14 protein-coding genes and 2 tRNA genes are annotated in these 13,104 nt (G+C 35.0%); all 16 read left to right on the top strand.

The genetic code is table 11. The annotated features are described in order from the left end of the window. The first annotated feature begins 139 nt into the window (after nt 1-139). The 16 genes from cshA (at nt 140) to CD118_RS10205 (ending at nt 12,993) form a co-directional block, all read left to right on the top strand. Nucleotides 140-1,627 carry a degradosome RNA helicase CshA gene (cshA, locus tag CD118_RS10280; protein ID WP_016426481.1) on the top strand — a complete coding sequence of 496 codons (1,488 nt, stop codon included), beginning with the start codon at nt 140-142 and terminating at the stop codon, nt 1,625-1,627. A 336-nt stretch (nt 1,628-1,963) separates the two neighbouring features. Next, nucleotides 1,964-2,392: a PH domain-containing protein gene (locus CD118_RS10275; protein ID WP_169925612.1), complete on the top strand. Its 429-nt coding sequence runs from the start codon at nt 1,964-1,966 to the stop codon at nt 2,390-2,392. Next, the gene (locus CD118_RS10270) at nt 2,385-3,899 is read left to right on the top strand and encodes a PH domain-containing protein (RefSeq protein ID WP_103356664.1); all 1,515 of its coding nucleotides are present in this window, start codon (nt 2,385-2,387) and stop codon (nt 3,897-3,899) included. The genes CD118_RS10275 and CD118_RS10270 overlap by 8 nt, the downstream gene beginning before the upstream one ends. After that, nucleotides 3,883-4,404, top strand: coding sequence for a PH domain-containing protein (locus CD118_RS10265; protein WP_060829607.1), 522 nt, complete (start codon nt 3,883-3,885; stop codon nt 4,402-4,404). Before CD118_RS10270 ends, CD118_RS10265 begins: the two co-directional genes overlap by 17 nt. After that, nucleotides 4,401-4,757: a holo-ACP synthase gene (gene acpS / locus CD118_RS10260; protein WP_050330431.1), complete on the top strand. Its 357-nt coding sequence runs from the start codon at nt 4,401-4,403 to the stop codon at nt 4,755-4,757. The genes CD118_RS10265 and acpS overlap by 4 nt, the downstream gene beginning before the upstream one ends. A gap of 44 nt (nt 4,758-4,801) precedes the next feature. Next, nucleotides 4,802-5,950, top strand: coding sequence for an alanine racemase (gene alr, locus CD118_RS10255; RefSeq protein ID WP_103356663.1), 1,149 nt, complete (start codon nt 4,802-4,804; stop codon nt 5,948-5,950). 85 nt (nt 5,951-6,035) lie between these two features. Further along, nucleotides 6,036-6,206, top strand: coding sequence for a type II toxin-antitoxin system antitoxin MazE (mazE, locus tag CD118_RS10250; RefSeq protein ID WP_016426487.1), 171 nt, complete (start codon nt 6,036-6,038; stop codon nt 6,204-6,206). Continuing rightward, entirely contained in the window at nt 6,207-6,560 is a 354-nt protein-coding gene (locus tag CD118_RS10245) for a type II toxin-antitoxin system PemK/MazF family toxin (RefSeq protein WP_016426488.1), read from the top strand. A 58-nt stretch (nt 6,561-6,618) separates the two neighbouring features. Next, on the top strand, nt 6,619-7,623 hold the full coding sequence (locus tag CD118_RS10240) for a SpoIIE family protein phosphatase (protein ID WP_060829609.1): 1,005 nt from the start codon (nt 6,619-6,621) through the stop codon (nt 7,621-7,623). A 78-nt stretch (nt 7,624-7,701) separates the two neighbouring features. Beyond that, nucleotides 7,702-8,028, top strand: coding sequence for an anti-sigma factor antagonist (locus CD118_RS10235; protein WP_050330435.1), 327 nt, complete (start codon nt 7,702-7,704; stop codon nt 8,026-8,028). A gap of 1 nt (nt 8,029) precedes the next feature. Beyond that, complete coding sequence (rsbW, locus tag CD118_RS10230) at nt 8,030-8,509, top strand: anti-sigma B factor RsbW (protein ID WP_016426491.1); 480 nt, start codon at nt 8,030-8,032, stop codon at nt 8,507-8,509. Further along, nucleotides 8,484-9,254: an RNA polymerase sigma factor SigB gene (gene sigB, locus CD118_RS10225; RefSeq protein WP_016426492.1), complete on the top strand. Its 771-nt coding sequence runs from the start codon at nt 8,484-8,486 to the stop codon at nt 9,252-9,254. The genes rsbW and sigB overlap by 26 nt, the downstream gene beginning before the upstream one ends. A 535-nt stretch (nt 9,255-9,789) precedes the next feature. Continuing rightward, complete coding sequence (locus tag CD118_RS10220) at nt 9,790-11,940, top strand: Tex family protein (protein ID WP_103356661.1); 2,151 nt, start codon at nt 9,790-9,792, stop codon at nt 11,938-11,940. Continuing rightward, nucleotides 11,933-12,388, top strand: coding sequence for a SprT family protein (locus CD118_RS10215; protein WP_050330438.1), 456 nt, complete (start codon nt 11,933-11,935; stop codon nt 12,386-12,388). Before CD118_RS10220 ends, CD118_RS10215 begins: the two co-directional genes overlap by 8 nt. Nucleotides 12,389-12,815: 427 nt before the next feature. Beyond that, nucleotides 12,816-12,898 (top strand) — tRNA-Leu (locus CD118_RS10210). A 21-nt stretch (nt 12,899-12,919) separates the two neighbouring features. Then, nucleotides 12,920-12,993 (top strand) — tRNA-Gly (locus CD118_RS10205). The last annotated feature ends 111 nt before the right edge of the window (nt 12,994-13,104 follow it).

Below are 13,104 nucleotides of genomic sequence, written 5' to 3'. Positions count from 1 at the left end.
AGAAAATATATAAGAATTTAAATGATATTGATTTTTCGTTTATTGCGGTATTGTGGCTAAGATGGTAATATGTAGAAGTTAGATTAAACTTATTTGACAAAAATATATGAGAATTATGATTCAAAAAAGGAGAATTACTTTGCAAAATTTTACAAATTTAGGTGTTTCAGAACGTACAGCTGAAACCCTCGAGGCAATGGGTTTTACAGAGCCGACACCCATCCAAAAAGATAGTATCCCATATGCACTCGAAAACATCGATATATTAGGACAAGCGCAAACTGGAACAGGGAAAACAGGTGCGTTTGGTATTCCACTTATTGAAAAAGTAATTGGAAAAGAAGGTGTGCGTGCTTTGATCTTAGCACCTACACGTGAATTAGCGATGCAAGTGGCTGAACAATTAAGAGAATTTAGTCGTGGGCAAAAAGTTCAAGTTGTCACTGTTTTTGGCGGTATGCCAATTGATCGTCAAATCAAATCTTTAAAACGCGGACCACAAATCGTTGTAGGTACACCTGGGCGTGTGATTGATCACCTTAATCGTCGTACTTTAAAAACGCAATCTATCGAAACATTAATTTTGGACGAAGCAGATGAAATGATGAATATGGGTTTCATCGATGATATGCGTTATATTATGGATAAATTACCGTCTGAAAACCGTCAAACAATGTTGTTCTCAGCAACAATGCCAAAGGCAATACAAGAATTGGTTCAAAAATTCATGAAATCACCAAGAATTATTAAAACGATGAACAATGAAATTTCTGATCCACAAATTGACGAGTATTATACAATTGTGAAAGAGTTAGAGAAATTTGATACGTTTACGAACTTCTTAGACGTTCATCAACCTGAATTGGCTATTGTATTTGGACGTACAAAACGTCGTGTAGATGAATTAACAAGTGCATTATTATCTAAAGGTTATAAAGCAGAAGGTTTACACGGTGATATTACTCAGGCGAAACGTCTTGAAGTTTTGAAAAAATTTAAAAATGATCAAATTGATATTTTAGTAGCTACAGATGTGGCAGCGAGAGGACTTGATATTTCAGGTGTAAGCCACGTATATAACTTTGATATCCCTCAAGATACTGAAAGCTATACACACCGTATTGGCCGTACAGGACGTGCAGGTAAACATGGTATCGCTGTTACTTTTGTTAACCCAATTGAAATGGATTATATCCGTCAAATCGAGCAAACGAATCGCCGTCAAATGCGCGCATTAAGACCGCCACATCGTAAAGAAGTTTTAAAAGCACGCGAAGATGAAATAAAAAGTAAGGTTCAAAATTGGATGGAAGCTGATAAAGAACCACGTGTAGAAAATATTGCGAAACAGTTATTAGAAACTTACGATCAAACTGAACTTGTCACAGCATTATTGCAAGAACTTGTTGAATCAAATGATGAGGTTGAAGTACAACTTACATTTGAAAAACCTTTAGCACGTAAAAATCGTTCGCCAAAAGGAAATCGAAAAGTAGGCAATAATAAGCGTCACTCTAAATCAAATCGCAATTTTAAACAAAACAATAACAACAAAAAAGGTAACTTCAAACATAAAAGAGAAACAAAAGTGAAGAAGGGCCGCACTTTTGCAGATCATCAAAAATAGGTAACTTTATTATAAACAATACGTACAACACGACTATTAGTTAAAGTGTTTATGTCATTGTGTTGTGATGATGACCATCAATTTTAAAGAGGTTAGACAATCAAGTATACAGAAGCGTTCAAACAGACACTGATGAGTAGTGACTATAACGCATCTGTCAGGTATTGTTTGGCCTCTTTTAATCATGTTCAATAAAGCAAAATGCTCTTGAAAAGGCATTGAAACGCATTCAGCCTACATAAAGATTTATGATATAATGATGCTAAATTTATTGAGGAGTGTTAAATCATTATGGAATTTGAATTTCTTCACCCCCCTAAGGTGGCATTGACATATATGAAAATATTATGTGTCATACAATGTAGCATCGTGATCGTCTTGATTGGCGTTGCAAGTTGGCTATGGTTGTATTTTGACTTATGGATGATTATGATATACGTTTTTGCCATAATAGCAGTCATGGCGCTCATCTTTTTTATAGCGAAGCCTTTTATTTATTATCGCTATTATACATATCGCATAACAGCGCATCATATTGAAATTCAAAAACGATGGTGGTTTAGAAAATATGAAGTCATTCAAATAGAGCGGATTCAAAGTATTTCGCGTGAAAATGGACCGTTGCAAAGGCATTATCAATTACAACAGTTGCATTGTACTACCGCGGGTCATAGTATCCAACTTCCTCTTGTTCTGGATGAAGATGCGAAACGTATTGAAGCCTATTGTATGAACCAACTTAAAGGTGGTGATGCAGATGTATAGTCCACAAAAATTGCATCCGATTTCATATATATTATCATTGATTACAGCGATTAAAGATAATTTTATGTTTATTATTATCTTTCTTATATTTCAAATAGATTCATTTGATTTTTCAGATCTTAAAAACTATGTGTGGCCCGGAATTCTTATAATTTTGTTTGTAATGAGTTTTTTAAGACGTTCTGTTGAAATTTTTCGTACTCGTTATTGGATAGAAAATGAATATTTTGTACTTACAAGTGGTCTTTTTAATTTAGAACGTAAAGAATTAAATATTAAGCGTATTCAATCTGTTGATATCACTCAAAATATTGTTCATCAACTTGTAGGTGGCGTAAAACTTACAATTAAAACACCTAGCGATGGCATTAACTTAGACATGGTCACAAAGCAACAAAGCGTTTGGATTCAACAAGAAATAGAAAAAACGAAGCGTCAAATTGAAGAAACTGAAACAGTTGAAAAAGTGGATGAACATACTCACTTTGAAGATGCGAATTCTAATAGTGTACAACATGAAGATATACACGTTTATCAATTGTCATTGAAAAACTTATTGCTCATGAGTATGACGAGTGGGGCGCTTTTTGTCACATTACTTACGATATTACCGATACTATCAGCACTCTCTGATGTGATTCCTTGGGACAAAATCTTTTCTCAAGTCAACGGTTTTGTAGCACATATTACTATTGCCTCGGTTATCGTCATTTTTGCGATTTTGTTCATTGCCTATATTGCCGGTGTGCTGATGAATATGATTCGATTTTATCAATTCACCCTTATACGTAATGGCGATTTCTTAAAAGTTAAATATGGTTTGTTTAATGTAAAAACCATGACCCTCCCAATTTCAAGGATACAAGCGATTGAAGAGAAAAAGTCATTTATTAGACACATGCTTGGTTATACTGAATATGCGTTTATGATTACAAGTGATATGGATTTGGACACAGAAGACGATACAATCACTGGTTGTATAACGGTGTTACCATTTATCAAACAAAAAGAAGCACAAACGTTAATTTCGTCATTGGTTCCGAACATGGCTTTTCATCAAGTCGAAAAAGGGGTGCCGTGGCGTGGGTTTCATAGACGTTTTTGGATACTTTCACTCATTCTCATAAGTGTTATATGGGCGTTTAATGATTATTTATGGACATGGATTTGGATCCCGACTGTCATCATCATTGCTTATCTCGTATTACACAGCTGGGTTACGACACTTTATTCCGGCGCATACTTCAGTAAAGATGAGGCGGCAGTATGTAAAGTAACAGGATTCGGGTTTAGAACGACTTACTTTAAAAAAGACAAGGTTTTAGGTTATCAAGAAAGTGCGCATCCTTTTATGAGACGAGCAAACCTTACACATTTTCGATTTATTTTAGCAAGTGGATCAATCAATAAAGAAGTTGGATTAAATTTTGAAGATAAAAATAAAGCGAAGGCATATAATCATTGGTATCTAGGAGGTGCAACAGTGTATCATGGAAAAAATGAGTGAGCAGGGTCCTAAAGCAATGCGAGTTGTAGCGGTGATTGTTGCAGCAATCATCTTGATAGTACTCATTGCGAGTCTTGTGGCAGCTTTTTATTTAGAGTGGAATAAATGGATGCTTGTTTTAAGTGGTTTGATTGCTGTAATATGGCTGTTGTACCTTATTATATATGCATGGATAAACCCTATTTATCAATATCGAATATTTGGATATCACTATACAAAAGATCTAATTACAGTGAGAGAAGGGTTTATATTTATCAGGCAAGATACGATTCCTCTCTTTAGAATTCAAAATGTGGATTTAAATGAAGGATGGATTATGAGGAAATACCATCTCGCAACATTAACACTTTCTACTGCAGGTGGAAATCACCAAGTATCTTATATTGATAAGCAAGTTGCATTAAAAATAATGAAATTTATTAAACGGGAAAGTCAAAATGACCTTGAACTTCCTCAGAATGCGACGTCGAATCAGATGAATGATGGAGATGAAGAGATTTCATGATATTTGGAATAGGAATAGATTTAGTTGAAATGTCACGAATGCGTAAAATACTAAGTCGCCAAAGTCGCTTTCCAGAGAGAGTTTTAACATCTGGTGAGCGAGAAACTTTCAACAATATCCAATCGGAAAGAAGACGACTTGAGTTTTTAGCTGGACGTTTTGCTGTAAAAGAAGCTTTTAGCAAAGCATTAGGCACAGGTATAGGGGAAAGCGTGTCATTTCAGGATATTCATTGTGAAAATGATGAAATGGGGAAACCTACGATACAGTATGAAGGGTTTAAAGTCCATGTATCCATTACGCACACAGAACAGTATGCCGTGAGTCAAGTGATTTTAGAAAAAGATGAATAGGAACATAGCGGAATGCGCTTTAATAATTGAGGAAGGTGACTTGAATGTCAGAAAAGTATTATCGTACCACCACATTGAAAATAGATTTAGATGCAATTACAGAAAATTATTATGCATTAACAAAATTGCAACCGAATAAAACATTGATGCCTGTTGTTAAAGCAAATGCTTATGGTTTAGGGAGTATACAAATTGCTCAACATCTTAGTCAATTAGGGGCAGAGTTCTTTTGTGTAGCAACGTTAGACGAGGCAATAGAGCTACGAATGCATGGTATTAAAGAGAAGATTTTAATTTTATCAAGCATACCACCTGATGCAATTAACAAAGCGATTCAACATCGTGTTGCGGTAGCCGTTCCTTCAAAATCATGGTTAGAAGCGGCAATTTCACATATCGATAGTGATACAGATAAATCTTTATGGATGCACATTAAATTGGATACTGGAATGAACCGATTAGGGATTAAAGATATAGAAATGTATCATGAAGTGAAAGCAATGATAGAAGCACATGATTTATTGGTGTTTGAAGGTGCTTTTTCACATTTTCATTCAGCAGATGAGGATGATGATTCAGCGCAAGAACAATATACACGTTTTGAAGAAATGATTGAAAGCACAGACCATCCACCGTATATTCATATTCAAAACTCTGCTGGCGCATTACGTTTTGATCCTGCATTATGTAATGCCTTTAGAGCAGGTATCGCGTTGTACGGTTATTATCCATCAACTTTTATAGAAGAAAAGGCAACAGCTAAGTTAAAGCCTTCAGCTAAGTTAGTGTCACAAGTGATGCAAGTTAAACACGTTCGTAAAGGTGAGGGTATCGGCTATGGCCATACATTCAAAGCCCTAGAAGATATGCACGTGGCTTTACTTCCTATTGGGTATGCAGACGGTTATTTACGTTCAATGCAACATGCACATGTGCGTTTAGGCGCTTTCCAATGTGAAGTGGTTGGGCGTGTAAGTATGGACCAAACAGCAATTCGTGTGCCGGGACATACGCAGCTCGGTGACGAAGTGATTTTGATTGATAACCAGGCGCACACATCACAATCTGTTGAAGCCTTAGCGGCCCAACAGCAAACGATTAATTATGAAGTCCTTTGTAATTTAGGTAGACGTATCGCGCGTCAATATGTGACAAAAGAAATGTCCGAAATCTCGAACGAATTGTTAAAATAGTATGGTACTTCCGACTGATTTTTGATATTATAATCAGTAATCAGAGAATTTTTTAATGTGTTGTATTGATATGGAGGTCCTATTTATGTCAGCATTCAATCAAACAAGATTTAAAAATTTAGAACAATCTTTAAAAGAAGGCTATGTTCAAATGGCAGATTTGAATCTCTCCCTAGCAACTGAAGCATATTCAGTTGAATGTGAAGCCTGTGATTGTAATGAATCACACTTGTTATCAGATTATAAGGATGACTAAATGAAGCGCGGGGACGTTTACTTAGCAGATTTATCACCAGTACAGGGCTCTGAACAGGGGGGAGTAAGGCCCGTAGTTATTATTCAGAATGACACTGGAAATAAATACAGTCCAACTGTTATTGTCGCAGCAATTACTGGTCGGATTAATAAAGCTAAAATACCAACGCATGTAGAAATAGAAAAAAATAAATATAAGCTCGACAAAGATTCTGTCATCTTATTAGAACAAATTCGAACGGTCGATAAGAAGAGACTTAAAGAGAAATTAACATTTTTATCTGAAGAAAAGATGAAAGAAGTTAATTACGCACTTGGTATTAGTTTAGGACTGAACATGAATCATCATAAATAGGCTTTAGGACAACTCTCCTAAAGCCTTTTAGTTGTTATAAAGTAAAGGGGGACGTCTAATGTCGGAAGATAGCAAATTGCGCTATTTTGAGCTCGTGCGTCAATTTTTAAAGCATGATAATAGAGAAAAAATATTAAAGCAAGCGCAATCGTTTTCGAAGGATTTATCAGACGATGCATTACTACCTGAAGATTTTGTGTGTATACATAAGCAATTTTTTAAAAATAATTCATTGAATCAATCAGAGATGATTGAGAGCCTAGACGTTCTAAAGACAGTCGTTGAAAGCTTCGGCTATGATTATCAAGATTATAAAAATTTAGTTAACAAAGTTGAAGTTCATGACAAAGAGTTGGATGTTGCTTCAAGATTACAGCAAACGATGTTAAAAACAAATATCCCTCAATTTGATAGCATTCAAATTGGTGTCATTTCAGTTGCAGCACAGCATGTGAGCGGCGACTATTTTAACTTAATTGATCATAAAGACGGCACGATGAGTTTTGCTGTTGCAGATGTCATAGGTAAAGGTATCCCAGCAGCGTTGGCAATGAGTATGATTAAATTTGGCATGGATTCTTATGGTCATTCTCAATTACCTAATGATGGCTTAAAACGTCTAAATCGTGTAGTTGAAAAAAATATTAATCAGAATATGTTTGTCACAATGTTTTATGGTTTATACGAAGATTTAAATCATGTTCTTTACTGTAGCTCTGCTGGACACGAGCCAGGGTATATTTTTAGAGCTAAAACCAATGAATTTGAAGAAATTACAGTTCGAGGACGCGTTTTAGGCGTGAGTCCTCATGTCCGTTATCAACAACAAGAGATAGCGATTGAAATTGATGATATGATTATTATTTTCACAGACGGTGTGACTGAAATACGCAAAGAGGATGGACATTTTATCAATACACAAAATATCCTTGATTTTATCCTTAAATATAAATCATTGCATCCACAAGATATTGTGCAACTTTTATACGAAGAGCTTTTAAGAGTACAAAAGTCTGGTAAACGTGATGATCTTACAATACTTATTATTAAGCGTGTACATTAAATAAGATAGTGAGATTACAAATGATTAGAAATGGGTAAGAAAGTTAAGTAGAGAATAAACGTAGGAGTGTAATCAATAATGAACCTTAATATAGAAACGCAAGAACACAAGACACATTACGATATTTCAGTAGCTGGTGAACTTGACGTTGCAACTGTACCAGAGTTAGAAAAAGTGTTGGTACCCATTCGACAAGCAGGGACACACGATATTTACGTAAATTTAGAGAATTTGACCTATATGGATTCAACTGGACTAGGTTTATTTGTCGGGACTTTAAAAGCTTTAAACCAACATGAAAAAGAATTATATATTTTAGGCGTGAATGATAGAATTAAACGATTATTTGAAATTACAGGTCTTGATGATTTAATGCATGTCAACGAAGGAACGGAGGTCGAATAAAATGACACATGCAAATGACTTCATTGAAATGAGACTTCCTGCTTCAGCTGAATATGTGAGTTTGATTCGTTTAACACTTTCTGGTGTTTTTACACGTGCAGGTGCGACTTATGATGATATTGAAGACGCTAAGATTGCTGTAAGTGAAGCTGTGACGAACGCAGTGAAACATGCTTACAAAGGCAAAGAAGAAAAAGGCTACATCAATGTCGGTTTTGAACTTGAACCAGATCGTATTAAAATCATTGTTTCTGACCAAGGTGATAGCTTTAATTACCAAGAGACTAAACAAAATCTAGGCCCTTACCAAGAAAATGAAAATATTGACTTCTTAAGAGAAGGTGGCTTAGGTTTATTCTTAATCGAATCGTTGATGGATGAAGTCACAGTTGATAAAGAAACTGGTGTTACGATTAGTATGATTAAGTATATTAGAAAAGAGCAGGTGCGAAATAATGGCGAAAGAGTCGAAATCAGCTAACGCTGTTTCACCTGAACAAATCAACCAATGGATTCAAGCACATCAAGAGCATCACGACGAAGAGGCCCAAGAAAAGCTCGTTAAACACTACGAAAAGCTAATTGAATCCTTAGCCTATAAATACTCAAAAGGCCAATCGCATCATGAAGATTTAGTGCAAGTTGGTATGGTTGGACTTATAGGCGCGATTAATCGATTTGATTTATCTTTTGATAGAAAATTCGAAGCTTTCTTGGTTCCGACTGTTATAGGTGAAATTAAGCGATATTTACGTGATAAAACATGGAGTGTTCATGTCCCACGTAGAATTAAAGAAATAGGACCGAGGATTAAAAAGGTCAGCGATGAATTAACGAACGAATTAGAACGATCACCTTCAATCAGTGAAATAGCTGACAGACTTGAAGTTTCAGAAGAGGACGTTCTTGAAGCGATGGAAATGGGTCAGAGCTATAATGCACTGAGTGTGGATCATTCCATCGAAGCGGATAAAGATGGTTCAACGGTTACATTATTAGATATTATGGGACAACAAGATGAAAATTTCGACTTAACTGAAAAGCGTATGATACTTGAACGGATTTTACCTATTTTATCTGATCGTGAGCGAGAAATTATCCAGTGTACTTTTATAGATGGATTGAGCCAAAAAGAAACTGGAGAGCGTATCGGTTTAAGCCAAATGCATGTATCACGTTTACAAAGAACCGCTATAAAAAAGTTGCAAGAAGCAGCAAAAAAATAAAATCCAATAGATTAACATTGAAGTGGCTATAAAAATAACGATAGGAATTGAAGCATTTCATTTATAAAGAGTTTAGAACATAAACTATTTAAAGCGTTGATTAACTCGACTCGCTTAGTTATGGAGGTTGAAGTTTCGCTTATTATGCGATTATGCAACTACAGAAGTGGATCAAAGTGAATGTAGCTTCAATTAAATATCGTTCATTTAGCTTTTGTCATGATTAATTAAAAAATACGGAAGTGGTTTATTTTTAACTTTAATAGTGAATGATGACGTGCATAAACGAAACCACATTATACGAAGTTTTATCATAAAAAAGAAGCGCTAAGACGATTTCTATTAAAAATCAACTTAGCGCTATTTATTTTGGGGTTAATGTCCTAGTCTGTTTTTTTACATTTATAAAAAAGTAGAAATGGCAATTGGTACTTATAAAAAACACCTATTTTGAGTGCATTGGATTAAACTATTAACTTTCAAATGTGAATGTTACAATAATGAAGAACGAGAAACGAGAAAGTGGGGATTTAACTTGACCAATCATTTTGTTCAAGAAATACATAATAAATATCAATTTCCAGTCAAACATATTAATGCTGTATTGCAGTTGTTAGAGGAGAAAAATACAGTACCTTTTATCGCACGTTACCGAAAGGAAGTAACCGGTGGATTGGATGAAGTTGAAATCAAACAAATAGCTGATGAATATCAATATATGGAAAATCTTCAAAAAAGAAAAGATGAAGTCATCCATAATATAGAGCAACAGGGCTTATTAACAGTTGAGCTAAAAAATGAAATTCAAAAGCAAACTAAATTACAGCGTGTCGAAGATTTATATCGTCCTTTTAAACAAAAGAAAAAGACACGTGCTACAGAAGCTAAAAGAAAAGGGCTAGAACCTTTAGCAGAGTGGCTATATCTACAACAACAAAATGCAAATATCGAGGAAAAAGCATCTGAATTTATCAATGAAGAAGTACCTTCAGTTGAACATGCATTGCAAGGGGCAAAAGATATTATCGCCGAGAAAATAGCAGATCATCCGCAATATCGGAAACAAATTTTAAGTCAAACGTTAAAAACAGCGAATATTACTTCGCAGAAAAAGAAAAATGCGGAAGATGAAAAAGCAACATTTGAAATGTATTACGATTATCAAGAGCCACTTCGCAAAGTTGCAAATCATCGTATATTAGCAATGAATCGTGGTGAATCCGAAAAAGTTTTACAAATTAAAATTGAAGCTAACCTAATAGAGCTCACGCAAAATATTAAAAAGTTAGAACTTAAAGCGCAAAATGATTTAACGACTTACGTTGAAAGCGCAATTGATGACGCAATGAAGCGTTTAATATTCCCTTCAATTGAAAGAGAAATTCGAGGCGATTTAACTGAGCGTGCCGAAACACAAGCGATTCACTTATTTAGTGAAAATCTAAAAAGTCTGTTATTACAACCGCCATTAAAAAATAAACAAATTTTAGGGGTAGACCCAGCTTTCAGAACGGGTTGTAAATTAGCGGTAGTAAATCCTTATGGCACTTTCATAGAAAAATCGGTGATATATCCGCATCCTCCAGTTTCGAAAATCAAAGAAGCAGAACGCACATTCTTAGAAATAGTGAAAGCATTCAATATTGACTTGGTGGCAATAGGTAATGGTACGGCAAGCAGAGAAACAGAACAATTTGTTGCGAACATGATTCAAGAAAATCAACTTGACTTGAAGTATATTATCGTCAATGAAGCGGGGGCTTCTGTTTATTCTGCATCAGACATTGCAAGAGCGGAATTTCCGGACTTTCAAGTAGAAGAAAGAAGTGCTGTGTCGATCGCGAGACGTGTTCAAGATCCTTTAAGTGAGCTTGTAAAAATTGATCCAAAATCCATTGGCGTTGGACAATATCAGCATGATGTAAATCAAAAAGCATTAGGTGGCGCTTTAGATTTTGTTGTTGAAACCGCCGTAAACCAAGTCGGTGTTGATGTTAATACAGCCTCAAGTACGTTGCTACAGCACGTGTCCGGTTTGTCTCGACAAATTGCTGAGAATATTGTTGCATATAGAGAAGAGAACGGTGCAATAACACATCATAAACAATTGAATAAAGTAAAACGTTTAGGCACCAAAACATTTGAACAAAGTATCGGCTTTTTGAGAATTGTCGAAGGCAAAGAACCGCTTGATAATACAGCAATTCATCCTGAAAGTTATCCTGCAACCTACCAGTTGTTAGAAACGGTAGGTTTAGAAATATCAGAAATTGGCAGTGGCAAAGCGCTAGAACAATTAAAGCATCTTGACATTGCGACGCAAGCGAATGCTTTAAATATTGGTGTTCCAACCTTAGAAGATATTATTAAATCATTAATTGCGCCACATCGTGATCCAAGGGATGATTTTGAGACACCAGAACTCAAATCGGACGTTTTATCTATTGAAGACTTATCCAAAGGCATGAAACTGAATGGGACAGTCCGAAATGTTGTCGATTTTGGCGCTTTTGTAGATATTGGTGTGAAACAAGATGGGCTAGTCCATATTTCGAAACTAGCCAAAAAGTTTGTAAAACACCCAATGGACATCGTTAGTGTAGGAGATATTGTTGAAGTTTGGATAGAACAAATTGATCGACAAAAAGGAAAAGTTGCATTGACTATGATTAATCCTAATGAATAATCAAGAGCTACAAAAATTAACAGAAAGTATTGCGATTAATGAATTTAATCAGCCATTTCAACATCAAGCGTTCTTTAATAATCGATTAAGAACAACTGGTGGCAGATATATGTTAGAGTCGCATCATATTGAAATTAATCCGAAGCAATATGAAACATATGGTAAGCAAGCATTAATAGATATTATCAAACATGAATTATGTCATTATTTTTTGCACATTGAAGGAAAAGGCTATCAACACAAAGATCAAGATTTTAAATTATTGGCTGAAAAGGTAAAGGCACCCCGTTTTTGTCAACCAATAAAAAGTTATCAATCTAGAGTTAAGTATGAATATCAGTGTCTTTCATGTCAGACCACATTTCAACGAATAAGAAGTGTAAATATCGAAAAAATGCGATGTGGAAAATGTGGGGGTCGTTTAAAATTATTACGTCAACTCAGATAATATATAAATAGAGAGTAAAGGCAATTTATGTACTCTGTATTGTCATAGGATTAAGATTTATGAGATTTGAGATTTGAGATTTAAATTGCACACGCATTCAATCATTTCAAACTTTTTATTAACAGTACTTACGTTGATAATCACAATGATTGAATGCTAATTTTGTTTTTTATAAAAATTTTATTGACAAAAATGGACCCCCTTATTATAATTATAAAAGTCGTCAAAACAAGAAGTTCTTTAAATTTATTAAAAGAAAAATTATTTGACATAGAACGAGTTGTGTAGTATTCTAAAATACGTCGCAAATTTAATGTGTTAAAACAAGATGACAAACATTAAATTAATGTTAAAAAAGTATTGACACTTCTAAAAGCGTATTATATAATGAATAACGTTCTGAAAAAAACCTATCGTTTGATTCCAAGCGGTCGTGGCGGAATGGCAGACGCGCTAGGTTGAGGGCCTAGTGGGAGAAATCCCGTGGAGGTTCAAGTCCTCTCGGCCGCATCAACCAATTTAATTTAATAAGCGGGTGTAGTTTAATGGCAAAACCTCAGCCTTCCAAGCTGATGTTGTGGGTTCGATTCCCATCACCCGCTCCATTTAATCAATAATGAAATGAACATTGAAAACTGAATGACAATATGTCAACGTTAATTCCGATAATTTGAGTACTTTAACGTACTTTGAAGAGTGATTGACTTAAACAATCA

The organism is Staphylococcus coagulans, from assembly GCF_002901995.1.
Lineage (GTDB): Bacteria > Bacillota > Bacilli > Staphylococcales > Staphylococcaceae > Staphylococcus > Staphylococcus coagulans.
Note: the sequence above shows the minus strand (reverse complement) of the source record. Positions and strands in the feature narration are given on the sequence as shown.

Bases quoted from the DNA above. Each gene is read 5' to 3' on its own strand.
- CD118_RS10275 (WP_169925612.1), top strand. From the start codon at position 1,964: ATGAAAATATTATGTGTCATACAATGTAGCATCGTGATCGTCTTGATT.
- CD118_RS10270 (WP_103356664.1), top strand. From the start codon at position 2,385: ATGTATAGTCCACAAAAATTGCATCCGATTTCATATATATTATCATTG.
- CD118_RS10265 (WP_060829607.1), top strand. From the start codon at position 3,883: ATGGAAAAAATGAGTGAGCAGGGTCCTAAAGCAATGCGAGTTGTAGCG.
- acpS (WP_050330431.1), top strand. From the start codon at position 4,401: ATGATATTTGGAATAGGAATAGATTTAGTTGAAATGTCACGAATGCGT.
- alr (WP_103356663.1), top strand. From the start codon at position 4,802: ATGTCAGAAAAGTATTATCGTACCACCACATTGAAAATAGATTTAGAT.
- mazE (WP_016426487.1), top strand. From the start codon at position 6,036: ATGTCAGCATTCAATCAAACAAGATTTAAAAATTTAGAACAATCTTTA.
- CD118_RS10245 (WP_016426488.1), top strand. From the start codon at position 6,207: ATGAAGCGCGGGGACGTTTACTTAGCAGATTTATCACCAGTACAGGGC.
- CD118_RS10240 (WP_060829609.1), top strand. From the start codon at position 6,619: ATGTCGGAAGATAGCAAATTGCGCTATTTTGAGCTCGTGCGTCAATTT.
- CD118_RS10235 (WP_050330435.1), top strand. From the start codon at position 7,702: ATGAACCTTAATATAGAAACGCAAGAACACAAGACACATTACGATATT.
- rsbW (WP_016426491.1), top strand. From the start codon at position 8,030: ATGACACATGCAAATGACTTCATTGAAATGAGACTTCCTGCTTCAGCT.
- sigB (WP_016426492.1), top strand. From the start codon at position 8,484: ATGGCGAAAGAGTCGAAATCAGCTAACGCTGTTTCACCTGAACAAATC.
- CD118_RS10215 (WP_050330438.1), top strand. From the start codon at position 11,933: ATGAATAATCAAGAGCTACAAAAATTAACAGAAAGTATTGCGATTAAT.